We start from the raw sequence: 21,318 nt of genomic DNA on the forward strand, positions 1-21,318 counted from the left end.
CGATGATCGTCGAACCCGCACCCGCCAAGCTGAACCTCGCCCTGCACGTCCGCGCCCGGCGGGACGATGGCTATCACGAACTGGAGACGCTGTTCGTGTTCGTCCGCGACGGCGACAGCGTCCGCCTGACCCCGGCGGAGCGTGACGGTTTCGCGATCATCGGCCCGTTCGCCAGCGGGTTGAGCGGGGAGGGCGATAATCTCGTCACCCGCACCCGCGATGCCTTTCGCGGCACGTTCGGCGCGGGCGACCCGCTGTCGATCGTCCTCGACAAGCATCTGCCGGTGGCATCGGGCATCGGTGGCGGATCGGCCGACGCCGCCGCGACGCTGCGCGGCATGGCCCAGCTTGCCGGCGTGTCCCCGGACGATCCGGCGCTGATGGCCATCGCCGCCGACCTCGGATCGGACGTTCCCGCCTGTCTCGCCGGACGGACCATGATCGGGCGCGGGCGTGGCGAACAGCTGACGCCGATCAAGGTGCCGCCGCTGCCGGTATTGCTCGTCAATCCGGGCGTAGCGGTATCGACCGCAGCCGTTTTTGCAGGCTGGGATCGGATCGATCGCGGCGCCCTGCCGAACGGAGACGCACTGACCATCGCGCTGGCCGGACGCAACGATCTCGAACCGCCCGCCCGCGCGCTGGCCCCGGCGATCGACACGGTGCTCGATATGCTGGGCGCCGCGCCGGGCGTTCGGCTGGTGCGCATGTCGGGATCGGGGGCGACCTGCTTCGCACTGTTCGACCGGGAGGAGGATTGCGCGACCGCCGCCACCACCATCCGCGCCGCGCAGCCCGGCTGGTGGTGTCTCGAAACGGCACTCACGTGACAGGCGATCGTCCCGGTGCGGCACAGTCGGCGAGGCGTGCCGGAGGAGCGGCCGACTGGCGCGATGCTTGCGATGCCTCGCCTGCGGATCAATCGCCAGGAGCGGATCGTCCGTGGGCGGTCTCTTCGGGCGCCGCCCACTTTCCCCCGATGATCGACTGCACATCCGTCGGTGCGGTCGCGACGCTGTGGATCGCGCGGGGCAGCGCGCGCAACGCCTTGCCGATCGCAGCATGGCAGGCGCTAGCCGAACGCGTAGCCGATCTGGCGGACAGCGATGCGCGGGTCGTCCTGATCGCCTCGCGCGAACCGGGCATCTTCTCCGCCGGTGCCGACATCGCCGAATTCGCCGAACTGCGCGCGAACCCCGCGCGCCGCAAAGTCTTTCGCGAAAGCCTGACAGCGGCGGTCGAAGGCGTCGCGCGCCTGCCGATGCCGGTCATCGCAGCGGTCGACGGCGGTTGCTTCGGTGCAGCGGTCGCGCTGGCGCTGGCATGCGACCTGCTCGTAGCGGGAGATGGCGCGCGCTTCGCCGTACCACCGGCGCGGCTGGGCATCCTCTACCCGCCAGCCGATGTGGCGCGCCTCGTCGCAGCGGTCGGGCGGGGGCAGGCGGCGCGCCTGCTCTACACCGGCGACGCGATCGACGCCGACGAAGCCCGTGCCCTCGGTCTGGCGCATCACCGCGCCGTCGACGCCCTGTCCGCCGCACAGGCGCTCGCCGCCCGCATCGCCGCCAACGCCCCGGCTGCCAACCGCGGCCTCAAGCTCGCGCTTGACGGCGCTCCCGGCGGAGAAACCCGGTTCGATGCGGCGTTCGACAGCGTCGAACTGGGCGAAGGGCTGGCCGCCTTTTGCGATCGCCGACCGCCGGAGTTCTGAATGACCGCTGCCGACATCCTGCCCGGAACCGGTACCGACCTGCTGTTGCTATGCGACCACGCCTCGGCCTGGGTGCCCGACGACATCGCCATTCCGCCGCACCTGCTGTCGCTCCATGTCGGCGTCGATATCGGCGCCGGACCGCTCACCCGGGCCCTGTCCGCCCGCCTTGATGCCCCGGCGATCCTCGGCACCGTCTCGCGGCTGGTGATCGACCTGCATCGGCAGAGCGATCATCCCGGCCTGATCCCCGAGGTCTCCGACGGCCACGCGATCCGCGCGAATGTCGGGGCGGACCGCGCCGATCGCATCGCCCGCTTCCACGCCCCCTATCACCGCGCGATCCGTGACCAGGTTCGCCGCGACCGCCCGCGCCTGATCGTCGCGATCCACAGCTTCACGCCGCAACTGGAAACCGGTGGCGGTCCGCGTCCATGGGAAGCCGGCATCCTCTACGGCCGCGACGACCGCGCCGCGCGCATCGCCATCGACTATCTCCGCGCCCAGGGCATCCCGACCGGCGATCAGGAACCCTATTCGGGCCGCATCCTGAACGCCACGCTCGACCGCCATGCCGAAGGGCAGGGCATCCCGTCGCTGTCGGTCGAGGTCCGCAACGACCTGATCGCCGATCCCGCCGGTGTAGCGCGGTGGTGCGCCATCCTGGCCGACATGATCGCTGCGGTGCGCAACGGACTTGCGCTGGAGCGCGCCTCCGCGCAATAGGCTGTCGCCATGACCCAGCCTTTCGACAAATCGCGGCTGCCCAGCCGCCACGTCTCCGTCGGCCCCGAACGCGCGCCGCATCGCAGCTATTATTACGCGATGGGGATCGCCGAAGAGGATATCGCCAAGCCGTTCGTCGCGCTCGCCTCGGCCGGCAACGACAGCGCGCCGTGCAACACGACGCTCGATTTTCAGGCCGACGCCGCACGCGAAGGCGTGGTGGCAGGCGGCGGCATGCCGCGCCGCTTCAACACCATTACCGTGACCGACGGCATCGCCATGGGCCATCAGGGGATGAAATCCTCGCTGGTCAGCCGCGAAGTCATCGCCGATTCGGTCGAACTGTCCGTGCGCGGCCATTGCTACGACGCGCTGGTCGGCTTTGCCGGCTGCGACAAATCGCTGCCCGGCATGATGATGGCGATGCTGCGCCTGAACGTGCCGTCGATCTTCGTCTATGGCGGATCGATCCTGCCCGGCCGGTTCGAGGATCGCGACGTCACCGTCGTCGACGTGTTCGAAGCGGTCGGCCGCTACGCCGCCGGCACCTGCCCGCTGCACGACCTGACCGCCTTGGAAAAGGTCGCCTGTCCGGGCCATGGCGCCTGCGGGGGCCAGTTCACCGCCAACACCATGGCGTGCGTCGGCGAAGCCATCGGCCTGTCGCTGCCCAATTCGAACATGGTGCCCGCTCCTTATCGCAGCCGGGAGGAGATCGCGATCGCGGCCGGCAAGGAGGTGATGGAGCTGGTCCGCCTTAACCTGCGTCCGCGCGATATTGCGACGCGTGCCGCCTTCATCAATGCCGCGCGCGTCGTGGCGGCGACCGGCGGCTCGACCAACGCCGCACTCCACCTGCCGGCGATGGCGTCGGAAGCCGGGATCGACTTCGACCTGTTCGACGTCGCGGAGGCTTTCAAATCAACGCCTTACGTCGCAGACCTCAAGCCCGGCGGTAAGTATGTCGCCAAGGACATGTACGAAGCCGGCGGCGTCTACATGCTGATGAAGACGATGCTGGCGAACGATCTGCTCGACGGCAGCTGCATGACCGTCACCGGCAAGACGCTGGGCGAGAATATCGACGAAGTGACGTGGAACCCCGACCAGAAGGTCATCTACGACGTCAAGACGCCGATCACCCCGACCGGCGGCGTCGTCGGCCTACGCGGGACGCTCGCCCCCGATGGCGCGATCGTCAAAGTTGCCGGCATGAAGCGCCTGCAGTTCACCGGCACCGCCCGCGTGTTCGATTGCGAGGAGGACGCCTTCGCCGCGGTCGAGGCACGGAACATCACCGAAGGTTCGGTCGTCGTCATCCGCTATGAAGGGCCGAAGGGCGGCCCAGGCATGCGCGAGATGCTGTCGACCACCGCCGCGCTCTACGGCCTCGGCATGGGCGAAAGCGTCGCGCTGATCACCGATGGGCGCTTCTCGGGCGCTACGCGCGGCTTCTGCATCGGCCATGTCGGTCCCGAAGCGGCCGAAGGCGGCCCGATCGCGCTGGTCGAGGATGGCGACATCATCACCATCGACGCCGATGCCGGCACCATCGATCTCGACGTCGCGCCCGATGTGCTGGCCGATCGTCGCGCCCGGTGGCAGCCGCGCGTCAACGACTATCAGTCGGGCGCGCTGTGGCGCTACTCGACCACGGTCGGCCCAGCCTATCAGGGCGCGGTGACCCATCCGGGTGCCAAGGCCGAGCGGCACGTCTACGCCGATATCTGAGGGTTGAGCGTATCCCCGCCTATGCGGGGATACGGTTTGCAGTTGCCTGTGGTATCGCTCCGGGATGACCGGATTCGACCGCCGCCCCGTCCTTCTTGCCCTCCTGATTTTGGCCGGATGCGATCCGAAGCCCGACCCGGCGGTCCTCGCCAATATCGAGGCGGAGCAGCGCGCCGCTGCCGATGACGCCGGCCGGATCGAATGTGCCGCCGACCCTGCGGCACCGCTGGCGGCGGACTGCACCATCGAACGGACCGCCGATCGGGACGGCACGCTGCTGACCCTGCGCCAGCCCGACGGCGGCTTCCACCGGCTGCGCATTGCCGGTGACGGACGCGGCGTGGTCGCGGCGGACGGGTCCGAGGCGGCGAAGGTCACGGTCGTCGGTGACAACCGGATCGAAGTTGCCATCGGCAGCGCCCGCTATCGCCTGCCCGCGACGGTCGGGCCGGTCGCCCGATGAGCCTGTTTCCGACGGACGCGCCGATCCTGCGAAGCGCCGACATGCGCGCGGCGGAGGATGCCGCCTTCGCGTCCGGCATCGCCCAGGACGCCTTGATGGACCGCGCAGGGCTGGCCGTGGCGCGCGAAGTACGCCGACTGGCGCTGGGACGTTCTGTTCTGGTGCTCGCGGGCGGCGGTAACAATGGCGGTGATGCCTTTGTTTGTGCACGCTATTTGCGGCAATGGGGTATCGATGTCGCGGTCGCTGCCTTGCCCGGTCACACGGAAGGCGCCGCGGCCCGGATGCGTGCCGCATGGGGTGATGCCATCACGGATTTGACCGAGGCAACGCCGCGTCCGGTTGTCGTGGACGGGCTGTTCGGCATCGGTCTGTCGCGCCCCCTGGCTCCCGACCTCGCCGGACAGCTGGCACGGCTGACTCGCGACACCTTCGTCATCGCGATCGATCTGCCGAGCGGGATCGATGCCGATGCGGGCCAGTCGTTCGACGGCGCGGCTCATGCCGATTGCACCATCGCGTTGGGCGCACTGAAGCCGGCGCACGTCACTGGCCCGGATGCCGCACGCATGGGCCACGTCCTGCTCGCCGATCTCGGTATCACGCTTCCCGACGCAGCGCGCACCATCGCCCGACCGGTCATCGCTCCGCCGGCGCGGGATGCCCATAAATACAGTCGGGGACTGGTGACGGTGCTGGCCGGGGCCATGCCGGGCGCGGCGCGGCTGGCGGCCCATGCCGCGCTGACGGCGGGGGCGGGTTATGTCATCCTTGCCGGCGACGATGCAGGGATCGGCGGGCCGGATGCACTGGTCCGCCGGCCGCTGGACGATCCGCACAGCCTGCTGGCCGACGAACGACTGGCCGCGGTGCTGGTCGGCCCCGGGCTGGGGCGGGGCGATGCTGCCGGTCGGCTGATCGACGCAGCGCTCGCCTGCGTCGCGCCGCTGGTCATCGATGGCGATGCCATCTCGCTGCTGGGCGAAGCAGGCGTCGAGCGCATCGCCACCCGATCCGCACCGACCTTCCTGACCCCGCATGGCGGCGAGTTCGACCGCATGTTCGGCAACGGTAACGGCAACAAGATCGACCGGACGGCCCAAGCTGCGCTACAGGCGCGCGCCACCATCGTCCACAAAGGCCCCGATACCGTGATCGCTTCCCCCGACGGCACCGTCACCGTCTCTCCGCATGCGCTGTCCTGGCTGTCGACTGCCGGCACAGGCGACGTGCTTGCCGGCATCCTCGCCGCGCGGCTGCGGTCCGGCGGCGATCGGGCGGCGGCGGAGGCGGTGTGGCTGCACAGTCGCGCCGCGCGGCTCGCCGGTCCGGCGTTCGTAGCGGACACGCTGGTCGACCATCTCGGACAGGCGATCGCCGAATGTCGCTGATCGATGACGATGTGATCGTCCGCGTCGCCGCGCGGGGCGAAGGCGTGACCGGCGACGGCGTTCACGTCCCGCTCGCCGCGCCGGGCGACCGGCTGTTGCCCGACGGCTCGCTGCAATTCGGCCCGCATCATGCCGAACCGCCCTGCCGCCACTTTCCGGCGTGCGGCGGGTGCCAGCTTCAGCACCTCGACCTGGCGAGCGAGGCCGATTTCGTCGCCGACCGCGTGCGCGGGGCGCTGGCATCGCAATCGCTCGACGCCCCCGTCCGGCCGGCGATCCTGTCGGCACCGCAAACCCGCCGCCGCGCGACGCTCCATGCCGACCGGCGCGGCAAGCAGGTGACGCTCGGCTTCACCGAAAGTGGCAGTCACCGCATCGTTGATCTGCGCGAATGCCATGTCCTGCTGCCCGAACTCTTCGCCGCCGTAGCCCCGCTGCGCTGGCTGCTGGCGACCGCGCTCAAGGACCGGTCGCGCGCCGATGTTCATCTCGCGCGGGTGGATCAGGGCGTCGACGTCCTCATCATCGGCCAGATTGCCGAAGGGCTGGCCGCCGCCGAAGCGCTGACCGCCTTTGCACAGGACCAGCGGCTCGCCCGGCTGTCGATCGACGACGGCATGGGTGCGGAGGCGCGGTGGGAGCCGGAACCGGTCACGGTGACGCTGGGCGGCGTGCCGGTGCCGTTCCCGCCGGGCAGTTTCCTGCAGGCGACCGGCGATGGCGAGGCCGCGCTGATCGCGGCGGTCGACGAAGCGGTTGCCGGCGCGGCCATCGTCGCCGACCTGTTCGCCGGGCTAGGCACCTTCACCCTGTCGCGTGGTGTCAACATCCGCACCTATGCGGGGGAGGCGGGAAGGGAGGCTATCATGGCGCTGAAGCTCGCCGCCGCCCGCGCGGGCCGCCCGGTCGTCGCCGACCATCGCGACCTGTTCCGCCGCCCGCTGACCGCCACCGAACTCGACCGGTTCGACGCGGTGATCCTCGACCCGCCGCGCGCCGGCGCCCGCGAACAGGCGGCGGCACTGGCCGATAGCAAGGCGCCGGTCATCGCCTATGTTTCGTGCAATCCCAGCAGCTTCGCGCGTGATGCTAAGACGTTGGTACAAGCCGGCTACCGCATCGACTGGGTCCAGCCGGTCGGGCAGTTCCGCTGGTCGACCCATGTCGAACTGGTCGCGCGACTGGTCCGCTGACTTTCCTACACGCCACCGATCTGCCATTCAGGGTCGGCGGCGGGGCAGGGCAAGACCGGGCATGGCACGAAAAGCGCACGAGTGTGAACTTAGTGAACTTTGACGCTCAGCCGGGGTACTCAGCCCCCACGAAATACAGCCCGTCCGGCGGCGCGTTCAGCCACAGCGCCGACCGGTCGCGCGCCGCGAGGATATCGGCCAGATCGTCCGGCGTCCGCTTGCCTTGACCCACCATGGCAAGGCAGCCGACCATCGAGCGGACCTGATGATGCAGGAATGACCGCGCGGCGGCATGGATGCGCATCCGGTCGCCATCGCGCTCCACCGCCAACCGGTCGAGCGTCCGCAGCGGACTGTCCGCCTGGCAATGTGCCGAGCGAAAGGTGGTGAAGTCGTGCCGCCCGACCAACCGTGCCGCGCCTTCCGCCATCGCCTCGGCATCCAGCGGCTGCGGCACCCGCCATGCCAGCCCCAGCTCATGGGTCAGCGGCGCGCGACGGCACGTGATGCGATAGACATAGGCTCGCCGCATGCAGGAAAAGCGTGCATGCCAGTCGTCGGGCACGACTTCGCAGTCGAGGATCGCGACCGGATCTGGCCGCAGCCGGGCGTTCAGCGCCTCCATCAACCGGAACGGGTCGATCGCCTTCGCAACGTCGACATGCGCCCGCATCCCCGTCGCATGGACCCCGGCATCGGTACGCCCGGCGGCATGGACCGCCGCCTGCTCGCCGGTCACCTCGAACAGCGCGCGCTCGATCGATCCTTGCACGCTCGCCCCTTCGGACTGGCGCTGCCAGCCGACGAACGGCCGTCCGTCATATTCGACCGTCAGGGCGAACCGGGTCATGCGACACGCGTGCCCTTCGGGATCGCAAAGCCGCGCAGCATTTCGTCCGCCGACGTCACGCCACGCCCGGCGCGCTGCACCAGTACCGGCACCAACACGCCGTCCGCACAGGCGATCTCCAGTCGGTCGCCGATCACGGTTCCCGGTTCGCCGCCGCCATCCGGCACGACCCGCGCCGACAGTATCTTGATCCGCTCGCCCTGCACTTCGAGGAACGCGCCGGGCGCCGGGTTGAACGCGCGCACCTGCCGCTCGGCATCGACCGCGTTGCCGTCGAAGCGCAGCCGCGCCTCGGCCTTGTCGATCTTGGCGGCATGGGTCACGCCCTCGCTCGCCTGTTCGACCGGCGGATAGGCGTCGGGGTCGGCGAGCACTTCCAGCATCAGCCGTGCGCCCATCGCGCTCAGCTCGATCGCCAGTTCGCCCGCCGTCTTGCCCGCGACCGGCGTCCGCCCTTCCAGCCGCACCGGCCCGGTATCCATCCCCGCCGCCATCTGCATGATGCCGACGCCGGTTTCGGCATCGCCGGCGAGGATCGCCCGCTGGATCGGCGCCGCCCCCCGCCAGCGCGGCAGCAGCGATCCATGGACGTTCAGACACCCGAGACGCGGCGCATCCAGCACCGCACGCGGCAACAGCAACCCATAGGCAGCGACCACCGCGACATCGGCATTCAGCGCGGCGAACTCGGCCTGCACCGCCGGATCGCGCAACGACTCCGGCACCCGCACCGCGATCCCCAGCGATTCGGCCAGTTTGTGAACCGGGGAGGGGGTCAGCGCCTTGCCCCGCCCCGCACGACGCGGCGGCTGGCTGTACGAAGCGACGACGTCATGCCCCGCATCGACCAGCGCCTGAAGGATTGGCACCGCAAATTCGGGCGTGCCCATGAAGATGATCCGCATGACGCCTCTCGACACCGTGGCGTCCGTCCGCGCAACCCCCTATCTTGGGCCCGATGGCCTCTCCCGAAATCGACGCGCTGACGCAGGCGCTCTCCCGCCTCCCCGGTCTAGGGCCCCGTTCGGCGCGCCGCGCGGTGCTGCATCTGGTCAAAAAGCGGGAGACGGCGCTCGACCCGCTGCTGACCGCGCTCGACCGGGTGGCGCGCAATCTGGCGACCTGTTCGACCTGCGGCAATGTCGACACGACCGACCCGTGCGGCATCTGCACCGACCCGCGCCGCGATGACCGGTCGCTGTGCGTGGTGGAGGAGGTCGCCGACCTTTGGGCGCTCGACCGCGCGCGACTGTTCCCCGGCCGCTTTCATGTGCTGGGCGGTCGGCTGTCGGCACTGGAAGGCGTCCGTCCCGACGATCTCGCCATCGATTCGCTGGTCGGCCGCGTCGCGGCGGGCGGGATCGACGAAGTCGTCCTCGCGATGAACGCCACGCTGGAGGGGCAGACCACGGCCCATTACATCGCCGAGCGGATCGAGAAATATCCGGTCCGCCTGACCCAGCTCGCCCATGGCCTGCCGGTCGGCGGCGAACTCGACTATCTCGACGAAGGCACGCTGGCACAGGCGCTCCGCGCACGACGCCCGGTCGCTTGACGCCCCGGACTATGCTACATAGCTAGCCGCTATGGCCATTCTTCCGATCATCGAAATCCCCGACCCGCGCCTCCGCCTCGTCTCCGAACCCGTGGAGGGCGTGACGGACGAGGTAAAGACCCTCATCGCCGACATGTTCGACACGATGTACGACGCGCCGGGCATCGGTCTTGCCGCGATCCAGGTCGCCGTGCCGAAGCGCGTGCTGGTCATCGACCTGCAGGACGAGGAGGATGACGAGGGCAAGCCGGTCAAGGCGCCGCATGCCTTCGTCAATCCGGTGATCGAGGAAGTGTCGGAAGAGCTGTCGACCTATCAGGAAGGCTGCCTGTCGATCCCCGAACAATATGCCGATGTCGTCCGTCCCGCGCGCTGCCGCGTGACGTGGCTGGACGAAAAGGGCGACGCCCATGACCAATGGCTCGACGGGTTGATGGCGACCTGTCTCCAGCATGAAATGGACCATTTGAACGGGGTACTGTTCATCGACCATCTCTCGCGGCTGAAGCGCGACATGGTCATCAAGAAGCTGAACAAGGCGCGCAAGGCGGCGTAAGCGACGAACCGAACCCCGTTCGCCTTGTCGGGCGGGCGGGGCGGGGGTAGGTTCCGGGTCCGTTCCTCCCGGAGTATCGCATGGACCCGCTTGTCATCGTCATCGTCGCTGCCGTCCTGCTCGCGGGGCTGGCGATCGGCTGGCTGATGGGCAGCCGGCAGGTGCAGTCGCTGCGCGAGGAGCGCGACAAGCGCGAGGACGATTTCAAGCAGGCGATCGCCGACCTCGCTTTGGCCTCCGAACGCGCGAAGGAAGTACCGGCGCTGCGCGAGGAGCTGGCGGAAATCCGTGCCGACCGCGATGCGCTATTGCTCGACCATGCTGCGCTCAAGGCGAATGCCGCAGCGTTCGAGGAACGGCTGACCGAGTTCAAGGACGCGCGCGAGGCGATGGCCGCGCAGTTCCGCGAAACCGCGCATGTCATGCTGGAAGGCGCGCAGAAGCAGTTCCTGCAACGCGCCAACGAACGCTTCGCCCAGGCGGGCGACACCAACGAGATGAAGCTGAAGGCGTTGTTGGCCCCGGTCGAGGCGACGCTGAAGCGCTACGAAGCCAGCATGACCAAGGTCGAGGGCGAGCGGCAGGAAGCCTATGGCACGCTGAAGGGCCTGATGGACGCGATGCGCATCGGCCAGGAATCGGTCAAGAGCGAGGCGGCCAAGCTGGTCAACGCACTCCGTTCGGCGCCCAAGGCGCGGGGCCGCTGGGGCGAGCAGCAGTTGCGCAACGTGCTCGAAACCTGCGGCCTTGCCGAGCATACCGACTTCCAGATGGAGGTCTCGGTCGACCATGGCGACGGCCGCCTGCGTCCCGATGCCATCGTCAAGGTGCCTGGCGGCAAGAGCCTCGTGATCGATGCCAAGGTGTCGCTCAACGCCTATCAGGACGCGCATGGCGCGGTGGACGAGGTCGAGCGCGCCGGCTTCATGACCGCACACGTCGCGTCGATGAAAAATCACGTCAACGCGCTGGGTGCCAAGAGCTACCAGTCGCAGTTCGAGGATACGCCCGATTATGTCGTCATGTTCGTGCCGGGCGAACATTTCCTTGCCGCCGCGCTCGAACATGATCCGGCGCTGTGGGACTATGCGTTCGACCGCCGGGTGCTGATCGCGACCCCGACCAACCTGATCGCCATCGCCCGTACCGTCGCGGCAGTGTGGCGGCAGGAAAAGCTCGCCGGCGAAGCGCGGCAGATCGGCCAGCTCGGCCGCGAACTCCACGCCCGCCTCGCCAAGATGGGCGAGCATGTCGCCAAGCTCGGCAAGAATCTGGAAGGCGCGAACACCGCCTATAACGCATTCGTCGGCAGCCTCGAATCGCAGGTGATGACGTCGGCCAAGCGGTTCGAGACGCTGAATATCGACACCGGCGGCAAGAGTATCGAGCCGCTGCCGGTCGTAGAGCAATCGCCGCGTCCGCTGACCAAGCTGGCGGTGGCTATCGCAGCGGCGGAGGAGAGTGCCGAGCTGGCTGTAGAGGAATGAGATTTCTTCCTGCCGTTACCCCGGCTCAAGGCCGGGGAGACGATGACGCTGCGGGCAGCGGGTCATCTCGACCGTCTTACGCCCCCAAAACCAGTCCCATCGTCACCGCCACGATCCGCGCGGCCATCGCCGCACACAATCGATGCGGATCGTCGCGCGCCGGCACATATTCCGCCAGGACCAGCCCCGCGATCTCGCCCCTCTCGGCAAGTGCCGTCAGCAGCAGCACGACCTCCTCGTAGCGTAACCCGCCCGGCGTCGGCATCGCCACCGCCGGGAACACCGCCGGATCGATCCCGTCGCAGTCGATCGACACCAGATACCGCCCGCCCGCCGGCACCTGATCGATCGCGGCGTCGATCCCGCCCCGGATCAGGTCATAGGCGGTAACGATCCGGCTGCCCCAGCCACGTGCATCCTCGATCTGCCACGCGCCACCGCTGCCCAGCCCGCGCACCCCGACCTGCACCATGCCCGTGACATGCGGCATCTCCGCCAGCCGCCGCATCGGCGAGCCATAGCCGAGCGGCTCGCCCCGGATATCGTCGCCCCAATCGACATGCGCGTCGATCTGCACAACGGTCAGCGGCCCATGATCGGCGAAGGCGCTAGCGAACGGGATCGGCACCGAATCATCGCCGCCCAGCAGGATCGGCACCGCACCGGCGTTCAGCACAGTCCGCGTCGTCGCCTCGATCCGCTCGCGATTGCCGGCCGCATCCTGCGGCCGCGTATCGACATCGCCGACATCCACCACCCCCCGCGCGTCATTCGGATCGGGGAAAGGCGTGAAGCCGAGGTCGAAATCGATCTGCGACAATTGCCGCGCGAACCCCAGCGACGCCGCACGGACCGCCGCCGGTGCCTCGGCCGAATGGCTCGGTTCGCCATCATCATAGGGCGTCGCCTCGCTCGCGCCGAACAGCACGATGCTGGGCTGGTCCAGCGCATCGATATCGGCGGCGGGCAGGGCGGCGAAGGTCGGGCGGGTCATCCCCTCTCAATCCCTCGCGACGCGGAAGGTTCAGGGCCGATGCTGCCCCAGCACCGTGTAGGCCATCACCGCCGTCGCCACCGCGGCGTTCAGGCTGTCGGCCTTGCCCAGCATCGGGATCTTCACCAGCAGGTCGCATTCGGCAGCCATATGGTCCGGCATCCCCTGCGCCTCGTTGCCGGTCAGCAGGAAGGTCGGATCGGGATAGGTCGGCGCGCGATAGTCATGCTCGGTATCGAGGCTAAGACCGACCAACGTCCCCGGCCCACTGCGCAGCCAGTCCCTGAACGTCGCCCAATCGGCCCGCGCGACCGCGACGGTGAAGATCGCCCCCATGCTCGCGCGCACCGCCTCGACCGAAAACGGGTCGACGCACTCGTCGATCAGGATCAGTCCGCCCGCGCCCGTCGCATCGGCGGTGCGCAGGATCGTCCCCAGATTGCCCGGATCACGCAGGCGTTCGGCGACCAGCCATAGCGACGCATTGCGCCGGTCGATCTGCGCCAACTCGGTGGAGAATTCGTCATAGACGCCGACGACCGACCCCGGATTGTCCTTGCCCGACAGTTTCGACAGGATGTCGACCGTGGTCGAAATCGCGATGCCGCCCGCCGCCTCGGTCTCCTCGATCAGCGTCTCCAGCAGCGGATGCTGCTCGCCGCTCGCGAAATACAGCTCGGCCGGCAGCCACCCCGCCTCGCGCGCTTCGGTCAGGATGCGCAGGCCCTCGGCCAGGAAGCGGCGCTGGTCGCGGCGATGGCGCTTCTCCCGCAGGTTGCGGGCGGCCTTCACCATCGGGTTCGAATAGGCGGTAATTTCGCGTGGCATGGCCTCCGCCTAGCGCTCCTCGCGCTCCGCGTCGATGGAGTCGAGGATGCGCGTGCCCGCCATAAATACCGCGATCGGGCAGACCGCGAACAACAGTTTCCCGCCGATCCCGGGATATTGCGCCATGTAATGAAAGCCGCGCTCAACCGCGCCAACGCCCAAGCCGTAGATGACGAGGAAGGCCTCGAACTTCGACTTGATCGTGAACAGGTTTTTCAGCCGGGTCAGCATGGTTCGAAAATACGCAAAATGCGTACCATTGGCGGTTTTCCGCCACTCCCGCCGCCCGACTGATGGTTAATTGTCAATTAACCCGACAAGGTCGAGCGATTCCAGTAGCGCGCGGTGCGCCGCCTCGATCGCTTCGATCAGCGCGGGATCGCCGATATCGGCAGGTGCGATCCGTTCCGGCCAATGCGCCTCGACCACCGCCGCGATCCGGTCGAGCTTCGCGTCATCCACCAGGAACCGGGGATCGACCGTCGCCGGATCGGCCACGACCCGCAGCCGCAGGCAGGCCGGGCCGCCGCCATTGGCCATCGATTCGCGGACATCGACAACCTCCAGCCGGCGGATCGGTCCGTTGCCGGCGACCATTTCCTGCAACCACGTCCACACCCGTTCATTGTCGCGCGCTTCGCTCGGCAGGATCAGCACCATGCCGCCGCCATCGGGCAGGGTCACCAACTGCGCATTGAACAGGTAGGAGGTGATCGCGTCGGCAAGGCTGACCCGGTCGGCCGGAACCTCGATGATCTCGACCGATGGCATTGCCGCACGCAGGTCGGCGAAGAAGCGATCGCGGTCCTCGAACGCCTGTTCATGCGCGAACAGCACCCGCTCGTTCGCCACCGCGACGACGTCGTTATGGAATGCGCCCGCCGCGATCGCCGCGTCGGACTGCCGCGCCAACAGCGTCCGTGCCGGATCGAGGCCGTGGGCGCGCGCAATCGCTTCCGACGCCTCGCGATGCTGACGCGCGGGAAAGGGGCCGCCGCTCACGCCATAGACGAACACCTCGACTCCCTGTGCACCATGGGTTTCGCACAACCGCATATGGTTCGCCGCGCCCTCGTCGCCGAACGGGGCGGGCACCGGACCGTGCACGGCAAAGGCCGGATCGGCAAAGGCGATCCGCAACTGGGCCAACGTCTGCGGCCATTCATGGCTGCGATGCGGCATCGTCACCAGATTGGCGACGGTCAGGTGGCAGCGCCCGTCACCGCAATCGTTGGCCGGCGAAACCGTCGCCGCATTGGCCGCCCACATTGCCGACGCCGACAGCGCCTGTGCCCGGAGATGCGGCGGGGCACCGGCATAGTCCGTCGCGAGTTTCGCCAGCCAGCCATGGTCCGGGCGCGGATGCGGTAACAAAATGCCCTGCGTCAGCCCGAGCGCAAGGTTCGCGCGCATCTTGGCGATCCCCTGCAACGCCGCCGCGCGCGGCCGCGACGTCTCGCCCGCATTGCGCGTCGCCGCCAGATTGCCATGGCTCAGCCCGGCATAATTGTGGCTGGGACCGATGATCCCGTCGAAATTGATCTCGCGCACGCTCATCGCGCCACCTGCGATACCGTGTCGCCGACCGCGACGTTCAGCGCGCGGGCGGCTTCGGCATCGATCACGATCCCGTCGTCGCGCACCGTCGCATCGCCCATGCACGCGCGGAAATCGGAAAGGCGCCCGGTCGACAGCAGCGACGGGGTGCCGCCTTCGCCGATCGCCACCACCTGCCGCTCGCGCCGGTCGCGGATCGTCGCGATCTGGTCGGTCCGCGCGGTCATGGTCGGCCCGCCATCGAAGATGTCGACATAATTCTCATAGGCAAAGCCTTCATTCTCCAGCATCCGCATCGCCGCGCGACCGGTCGGATGGGGCAGGCCGATGACCCCGCGCGCCGCTTCGGGCAGCATCGCGATATAGACCGGGTGGCGCGGCATCAGGTCGGCGATGAACTGGTTGCCATGGATCGCATTGAACTGGTCGGCGTCCTGGAACGTCATGCCGAAGAAGCGCCCGGCAACCCCGTCCCAGAAGGGCGATCCGCCCGCTTCGTCGATGATCCCGCGCAGCTCCGCCAGCACCCGGTCGGCAAAGCGCCCGCGATGCCGCGCGATGAACAGATAGCGCGACCGGGCGAGCAGCAGCCCCAGCCCGCCGGCCCGCTCGCCCGGATGCAGGAACAGCCCGCCGACCTCGCTCGACCCTTCCAGATCGTTGACGAGGTTCAGGATGTCCGCGCGGAAGGTGCGGCCCAGCGCCTCGCTATGCTTGGTCAGCGTCGCGACGCGGTACGAATAGAAGGGCCAGCGCTGCCCGACCTTGGTGAACACTTGGCAGGTGCCGCGCACCTCGCCGGTGTCGATATTCTCCAGCACCAGCACGAACACCTCGTCGCGCGGGGCGTCCTCTTCATGGCTGAACGCGACGGCGCTGCGTTCCAGTCGGGTCATCAGAGCATTGCGGTCGGGGGGCAGGTTGGTGAAGCCGCCGCCGGTCAGCTTCGCCATTTCGTAGAGATATTTCAGGTCGCTTTCGCGCGCCGCACGGATTCGAAACGTCACAATCCCCCCTGTGCCACTATTCGGGCTATCGCCAGCGCCGACAGGCGGGCGCGTTCGGCCAGGCTGTCGACGATCATAAATTCCTCTGCCGAATGGATCGCGCCGCCGCGCACGCCCATCGTGTCGATCACCGGCACCCCGGCGGCGGCAATGTTGTTGCCATCGCATACCCCGCCGGTGTCGCGCCACGCGATCGGGATCGACAGGTCGGCGCCGGCCGCCTGCACCAGCGCGAACAGCTTCGCCGCACCCGCATCGATCGGCTTGGGCGGGCGGTTGAAGCTGCCGTGCACCGCGATCGTCACGTCGTGCTGCGCGGCGACCATCGCCACCGCCGCGTCGATCTGCGACCGGGCGCGTTCGATCTCGTCCAACCCGTGCGGCCGGAAATTGACGCGGAGCACGGCATGGTCGGGAACGACATTGTTCGGCCCGCCGCCATCGATCTTTGCCGGATTGACGGCCAATCGCGGCCCACGCACCGCGTTCAACCGGAGCGCGATGTCGGCGGCGGCGACGATGGCGTTGCGCCCGTCCTCCGGATTGCGCCCGGCATGCGCGCTGCGCCCGGTGACGACAATCGAGAAATTGCCGGTTCCCCCGCGCGCGCCGGCCAGCGTGCCGTCGGGCAGGGCGGGTTCATAGGTGAAGGCCGCGACCTTGCCCTTCGCCACCCGCTCGATCAGCCGCGCGGAGGAAAACGACCCGGTTTCCTCGTCCGAATTGATCATCACGTCATAGCCGAACCGGTCGCCGATCCCGGCGGCTTCGACGGCCTTCAGCGCCGCCAGCATCACCGACAGCCCGCCCTTCATGTCCGCCGCGCCCGGCCCGTTCAGGGTGTTCGGGTCGGTATAGCGCATCGCCTGAAAGGCGTGGGTTTCACCGTACACCGTGTCCATGTGGCCGGTGAACAGCATCCGCACCGGCGCCTCGGGCCGCACGCTGACCAGAAGATGTCGGCCATGCTCGATTGCGCGGACGGTGCCATCGGCATCGACCGTCTCCACGGGATCGGGGTCGACCAGCGTGATTGCGCCGGGCAGCGCGGCAAAACCGTCCGCCAGCATCGCCCCGACGGTGTTCAACCCCGGAACGTTGCGCGTCCCGCTGTTCACGGCAACCCATCGTTCGACCTGGCGCAGCATCTCCGCCTGATCGATCGCCTCGATCGACCGGCGTTCGTCCATCGTCATCCTGTCCATCGGGACGTTGTAGAGTGATATCGTATCAAACGGAACCGCTTGTGGTGGTCCATCAGTCAAGCCGCACCACGTCACCCCGGGCTTGACCCGGGGGCCCGCTTCTTCTTCCTTCGTCCGCGAGGAAAAGCCGTCACTCGGATCAAGTCCGGGTGACGAAAACGGTAGATCCGAGCCAGACCCTAGAACGCGTACACCAGCGACGCCCGCCCGGTCGTATCCGTATTCACCCGCCCGACCGGTGGCCGGCTTTCGAACTGGATATTGTACGACAGCCGCGCCGACAGCGGTCCCAGCAGCTTGGCGTCGACCGCGGTCAGGCTGGTGACCGTGCTGTTGGCGTCCTGCAAATAGGCCGATGTATCCTGCCTGAGCGTCAGCGCTGGCGTCATCCGCCAGTCGAAATCGACCGACCCGCGCGCGGCAAGGTTCCGTTCGGCCAGGCCGGTGGTGAACGAAGTATAACGAAACGCCGGACCCAGTTCGAGGTCGAGCGTCACCGGCCCCTTGGCGACGACGGTATAGCCCGCCCCGCTCGATGCCGAATAACGGTCGTAATAGCCGAAGAACTTGTCCGATTCATATTGTGCGGCGCCATAGATATAGAGCCGGTCGTCGACCTTGTAGTTGGGTTCGAACGCCGCGAGATAATGTTCGCGCGTCGGGATGCTGTTGTTTTCCTGATAATCCGCCTGCAATTTCAGCTTGTGGCGCCAGCGATAGCCCTCGCGCGACAGGTCGAGCACGGCGGTGACGCCCAGGCTGTCCGAATTGCCGCTGTTGATCCACCCGCCGACCTCGGCCCGGCCCTTCACCAGCGCGCCGAACGACGCGGTGCGCAGTCGCTTTTCGGTCTTCTCGGTCCGCTCGAACGTGTAATGCGACGCCAGTTCGGCGATCTTCTGCGAATGTTTCGGCGCGGCCTTGCGGGCATAGCGCACGATCGTCGCGACGTCGTTGTCATTGCCCGACGCCATCGCCTCTTCCAGCATCGTGCGGATTTCGATCGGCAGGTCCGGCTCGGGCGGGGGTTCCGCGAAATACAGGCCCAGGGGCAGGAGGAGCGCGGGGTTCGGCATCACCGCCCGCTATAGCCGATCGAATGCATATCGCCTGAACGATTCATCGCGGTACCGGGTCGGTTCACCGATGCAGATGCTCCGCGAACCCCGCCAGTACCTGTTCGTACAGCGCCTTCTTGAACGGCACGATCATCGTCGGCAGATCGGCCGGATCGGCCCAGCGCCACGCGCGGAATTCCGGTTCAGGCGTGCGGATGTCGATATCGTCGTCCGCCCCCTCGAACGCGAACAGGAACCAGCGCTGCCGCTGCCCGCGCCATTTCCCCTTCCAAATCTTGCCGATCATGTCGTCGGGCAGGTCGTAGAACAGCTCTTCCGGCCCTTCCGCGATCAGCCGCACCTTGTCCGCCCCGATGCCGGTTTCCTCGCGCAGCTCGCGGATCGCGGCGTCAATCGGCGCCTCGCCATCGTCGATCCCGCCCTGCGGCATCTGCCACGCCTCCAGCGTCGAATCGAGCCGCTGGCCGACGAACACCTGTCCGTCGCGGTTCAACAGCATGACGCCGGCACAGGGGCGATAGGGGAGGGCGGTCTTGTCCATCGCCGCTTCCTATCGCGGGCCAATGGCTTTTGCGAGGCGCATCGGCATCTTATCTCCGCAAAGTGATCCCCGTCATCCACCATCCCGATTATGTCGCCGAAAGCCCGCCGGGCAGCCGCTATCGCTGGGGCAAGAACGGCCTCGTCCGCGACCTCCTGCTCGAAATGGGGTCGGCAATCGACTGGCACGGCTGCGATCCGATGCCCCGCGCGTGGATCGAAGCGGTCCATGACGACGTCTATGTCGCCGAAGTGATCGAGGCGCGCGTACCGCCGCACAAGGAACGCCGCATCGGCTTCGCCGTCACCCCGCCCATGGCATTGCGCGCGCAGGCGGTACCCGGCGGCACCTATGCCGCCGCCCGCGTCGCGATGGAACGGGGCTATGCCGCCAACACCGCCGGGGGCAGCCACCATGCGCTGGCCGATACCGGCGCCGGCTATTGCGTGTTCAACGACCTCGCCATCGCCGCACACCGGCTGGTCGAGGAAGGCACGTGCGAGCGGGTGCTGGTGGTCGATGTCGACGTTCACCAGGGCGACGGCACCGCCTCGCTGCTCGCCGGACGCCCGAACCTCGCCACCTATTCGATCCATGCCGACAAGAATTTTCCGGCACGAAAGGCGGTGTCGACGCTCGACGTGCCGTTGGCCGACGGAGTCGGTGACGACGAATATCTGACGACGCTGGAGGCGACGCTCGTGCCGCTGATCGACAGTTTTGCGCCGTCGCTGATCCTCTATCAGGCCGGGGTCGACCCCTTCGCCGACGACCGCCTCGGCCGTTTGTCCCTGACGCAGAATGGCCTCGACGAGCGCGACCGCTGGGTCGGCCAGCTGGCCCGTACCCGTGGCCTGCCGATCGCCAGTGCGCTGGGCGGCGGCTATGGCGACCTGCTGGAGGTATCGCGCCGCCATGTCGCGTCGATCGTCGCGCTGGCACAGGGAACCGGGATTGTCGCGTAGGCGTAACGTCACGCGATGAGCGATCCCGTCCTACTCTGGCTCCGCCAGGACCTCCGCCTGCGCGACCAGCCCGCGCTTCTCGCCGCGATCGACGATGGGGCGGTGATCCCGGTCTATATCCTCGACGACACCTCGCCTGGCGACTGGGCGATCGGCGGCGCGCAGCGCTGGTGGCTGCATCACAGCCTCGTCGCGTTCGACGACTCGCTGCGGGCAAAGGACTCGCGCCTGATCCTGCGCCGGGGCGAAGCGGTCGCCGAACTGCGCAAGCTGATGAAGGGAACCGGCGCGACCCGCATCCATGCCGTGCGCCATTACGAACCCTGGTGGGTAAAGGCGCAGGAGGCACTCGGCGATACGCTCTCCCTGCACGATGGCAATCACCTACGCCCGCCCGAAAGTGTCCGCACCGGATCGGGAGGGATGTTCAAAATCTATTCGTCCTTTTGGAAGGCGCTGAACCAGATGCTGCCGCCCGAGGACCCGGTGCCGATGCCGCGCACGATTCCGTCGCCGTCCCAATGGCCGAAATCCGACAAGCTCGCCGACTGGAAGCTGCTCCCGACCAAGCCCGACTGGGCGACCGCGTTCGGCACATCGTGGCAACCGGGCGAGGATGGCGCGCACAAGGCGCTGAAATCCTTCGCCGCCCGCCTCGACGATTACGACACCGCCCGCAACCTGCCCTCGGTCGACGGCAGTTCGAACCTGTCGCCGCATCTCCACCATGGCGAACTCTCCCCGCGGCAAATCTGGGCGGCGCTGGACGGGCAGGGCGACAGCCTGACGACCTATCGCAAGGAACTGGCATGGCGCGATTTCGCCAGCGGCGTCATCCTGTCGATGCCCGACTATGCCGACGCCAATGGCCGCCCGCGCTACGACAAATTGAAATGGCGGAGCGACGCGGCGGCGAAGCGCGATCTGAAGGCGTGGCAGCAGGGCCGCACCGGCTATCCGATCGTCGATGCCGGCATGCGCCAGCTGTGGCAGATCGGCTGGATGCACAATCGCGTGCGGATGATCGCCGCATCGTTCCTCATCAAGCATCTGCTGATCGACTGGCGCGAGGGCGAACGCTGGTATTGGGACTGCCTGGTCGACGCCGATCTCGGCAACAATGCGGTCAACTGGCAATGGGTCGCCGGCACCGGCGTCGATTCGAACATGTTCGGGCGGATCATGGCCCCACTCACCCAGTCGGAAAAATTCGACGCCGCCGACTATATCCGCCGCTGGGTGCCCGAACTGGCGAAACTGCCGGACGAGGCGATCCACGATCCCGATGCGGCGGGGTGTCGGCCGAAGGCGTATCCGGAAAAGATCATCGAGCACCGGGAGGCGCGCGAAAGGGCGCTGGCGGCGGCGCGGGGGATTTGACCGGCCACCACCGTATCCCCGCGCAGGCGGGGATCCAGAGCCAGCATCGCAACGGCAGCTCGGCTCGCCCTGGACCCCCGCCTGCGCGGGGGTGCGGCA

At 67.9% G+C, this 21,318-nt stretch carries 22 protein-coding genes; 12 read left to right on the plus strand and 10 right to left on the minus strand.

The genetic code is table 11. From position 1 onward, the window contains the following. The first annotated feature begins 2 nt into the window (after positions 1–2). From PPZ50_RS09075 to PPZ50_RS09105, 7 genes are all read left to right on the plus strand, one after another. Positions 3–830, plus strand: coding sequence for a 4-(cytidine 5'-diphospho)-2-C-methyl-D-erythritol kinase (locus tag PPZ50_RS09075; RefSeq protein WP_066688047.1), 828 nt, complete (start codon positions 3–5; stop codon positions 828–830). Between the two features lie 149 nt (positions 831–979). Beyond that, positions 980–1,711 (plus strand): enoyl-CoA hydratase/isomerase family protein, encoded by a 732-nt coding sequence (locus tag PPZ50_RS09080; protein WP_066687133.1) that lies wholly within the window; start codon positions 980–982, stop codon positions 1,709–1,711. After that, a complete protein-coding gene (locus PPZ50_RS09085; RefSeq protein ID WP_066687135.1) occupies positions 1,712–2,437 on the plus strand; it encodes an N-formylglutamate amidohydrolase in 726 nt (241 codons plus the stop codon). Positions 2,438–2,446: 9 nt separating this feature from the next. After that, the gene (gene ilvD / locus PPZ50_RS09090) at positions 2,447–4,168 is read left to right on the plus strand and encodes a dihydroxy-acid dehydratase (RefSeq protein WP_066687137.1); all 1,722 of its coding nucleotides are present in this window, start codon (positions 2,447–2,449) and stop codon (positions 4,166–4,168) included. A gap of 64 nt (positions 4,169–4,232) precedes the next feature. Continuing rightward, on the plus strand, positions 4,233–4,631 hold the full coding sequence (locus tag PPZ50_RS09095) for a hypothetical protein (RefSeq protein ID WP_066687139.1): 399 nt from the start codon (positions 4,233–4,235) through the stop codon (positions 4,629–4,631). Next, the gene (locus PPZ50_RS09100) at positions 4,628–6,022 is read left to right on the plus strand and encodes an NAD(P)H-hydrate dehydratase (protein ID WP_084401195.1); all 1,395 of its coding nucleotides are present in this window, start codon (positions 4,628–4,630) and stop codon (positions 6,020–6,022) included. Before PPZ50_RS09095 ends, PPZ50_RS09100 begins: the two co-directional genes overlap by 4 nt. Then, positions 6,013–7,215, plus strand: a complete 1,203-nt coding sequence (locus PPZ50_RS09105; protein ID WP_066687141.1) for a class I SAM-dependent RNA methyltransferase — start codon at positions 6,013–6,015, stop codon at positions 7,213–7,215. The genes PPZ50_RS09100 and PPZ50_RS09105 overlap by 10 nt, the downstream gene beginning before the upstream one ends. Before the next feature lie 106 nt (positions 7,216–7,321). On the opposite strand, the gene truA is transcribed toward PPZ50_RS09105, so the two are convergent. Both truA and fmt read right to left on the minus strand, forming a co-directional pair. Then, positions 7,322–8,065 (minus strand): tRNA pseudouridine(38-40) synthase TruA, encoded by a 744-nt coding sequence (truA, locus tag PPZ50_RS09110; RefSeq protein WP_066687143.1) that lies wholly within the window; start codon positions 8,063–8,065, stop codon positions 7,322–7,324. Then, positions 8,062–8,970 carry a methionyl-tRNA formyltransferase gene (gene fmt / locus PPZ50_RS09115; protein ID WP_066687144.1) on the minus strand — a complete coding sequence of 303 codons (909 nt, stop codon included), beginning with the start codon at positions 8,968–8,970 and terminating at the stop codon, positions 8,062–8,064. The genes truA and fmt overlap by 4 nt, the downstream gene beginning before the upstream one ends. Positions 8,971–9,023: 53 nt before the next feature. Between fmt and recR the strand changes: the two genes are divergently transcribed. The 3 genes from recR (at position 9,024) to rmuC (ending at position 11,663) form a co-directional block, all read left to right on the plus strand. Beyond that, entirely contained in the window at positions 9,024–9,620 is a 597-nt protein-coding gene (gene recR, locus PPZ50_RS09120; protein ID WP_066687145.1) for a recombination mediator RecR, read from the plus strand. Between the two features lie 31 nt (positions 9,621–9,651). Next, a complete protein-coding gene (gene def, locus PPZ50_RS09125; protein WP_066687146.1) occupies positions 9,652–10,176 on the plus strand; it encodes a peptide deformylase in 525 nt (174 codons plus the stop codon). An 80-nt stretch (positions 10,177–10,256) separates the two neighbouring features. Continuing rightward, positions 10,257–11,663 carry a DNA recombination protein RmuC gene (rmuC, locus tag PPZ50_RS09130; protein WP_066687148.1) on the plus strand — a complete coding sequence of 469 codons (1,407 nt, stop codon included), beginning with the start codon at positions 10,257–10,259 and terminating at the stop codon, positions 11,661–11,663. A gap of 76 nt (positions 11,664–11,739) precedes the next feature. On the opposite strand, the gene PPZ50_RS09135 is transcribed toward rmuC, so the two are convergent. From PPZ50_RS09135 to PPZ50_RS09170, 8 genes are all read right to left on the minus strand, one after another. Continuing rightward, entirely contained in the window at positions 11,740–12,657 is a 918-nt protein-coding gene (locus PPZ50_RS09135) for an arginase family protein (protein WP_066687151.1), read from the minus strand. A 30-nt stretch (positions 12,658–12,687) separates the two neighbouring features. Next, a complete protein-coding gene (locus PPZ50_RS09140; protein WP_066687154.1) occupies positions 12,688–13,485 on the minus strand; it encodes a TrmH family RNA methyltransferase in 798 nt (265 codons plus the stop codon). A gap of 9 nt (positions 13,486–13,494) precedes the next feature. Beyond that, positions 13,495–13,716: a hypothetical protein gene (locus tag PPZ50_RS09145; protein ID WP_066687157.1), complete on the minus strand. Its 222-nt coding sequence runs from the start codon at positions 13,714–13,716 to the stop codon at positions 13,495–13,497. Positions 13,717–13,782: 66 nt separating this feature from the next. Further along, positions 13,783–15,042, minus strand: coding sequence for an N-succinylarginine dihydrolase (locus PPZ50_RS09150; protein ID WP_066687160.1), 1,260 nt, complete (start codon positions 15,040–15,042; stop codon positions 13,783–13,785). Next, positions 15,039–16,049: an arginine N-succinyltransferase gene (locus PPZ50_RS09155; protein ID WP_066687163.1), complete on the minus strand. Its 1,011-nt coding sequence runs from the start codon at positions 16,047–16,049 to the stop codon at positions 15,039–15,041. The genes PPZ50_RS09150 and PPZ50_RS09155 overlap by 4 nt, the downstream gene beginning before the upstream one ends. Beyond that, positions 16,046–17,245: a hydrolase gene (locus PPZ50_RS09160; protein WP_084401196.1), complete on the minus strand. Its 1,200-nt coding sequence runs from the start codon at positions 17,243–17,245 to the stop codon at positions 16,046–16,048. Before PPZ50_RS09160 ends, PPZ50_RS09155 begins: the two co-directional genes overlap by 4 nt. Before the next feature lie 188 nt (positions 17,246–17,433). Beyond that, positions 17,434–18,330: a DUF481 domain-containing protein gene (locus PPZ50_RS09165; RefSeq protein ID WP_066687176.1), complete on the minus strand. Its 897-nt coding sequence runs from the start codon at positions 18,328–18,330 to the stop codon at positions 17,434–17,436. 64 nt (positions 18,331–18,394) lie between these two features. Further along, positions 18,395–18,874 (minus strand): RNA pyrophosphohydrolase, encoded by a 480-nt coding sequence (locus tag PPZ50_RS09170; protein ID WP_066687179.1) that lies wholly within the window; start codon positions 18,872–18,874, stop codon positions 18,395–18,397. 62 nt (positions 18,875–18,936) lie between these two features. Between PPZ50_RS09170 and PPZ50_RS09175 the strand changes: the two genes are divergently transcribed. Next, positions 18,937–19,839 (plus strand): histone deacetylase family protein, encoded by a 903-nt coding sequence (locus PPZ50_RS09175; RefSeq protein WP_066687182.1) that lies wholly within the window; start codon positions 18,937–18,939, stop codon positions 19,837–19,839. A 15-nt stretch (positions 19,840–19,854) separates the two neighbouring features. After that, positions 19,855–21,219 (plus strand): cryptochrome/photolyase family protein, encoded by a 1,365-nt coding sequence (locus PPZ50_RS09180; protein WP_066687185.1) that lies wholly within the window; start codon positions 19,855–19,857, stop codon positions 21,217–21,219. The last annotated feature ends 99 nt before the right edge of the window (positions 21,220–21,318 follow it).

It is taken from the genome of Sphingomonas hankookensis (assembly GCF_028551275.1).
Taxonomy (GTDB): domain Bacteria; phylum Pseudomonadota; class Alphaproteobacteria; order Sphingomonadales; family Sphingomonadaceae; genus Sphingomonas; species Sphingomonas hankookensis_A.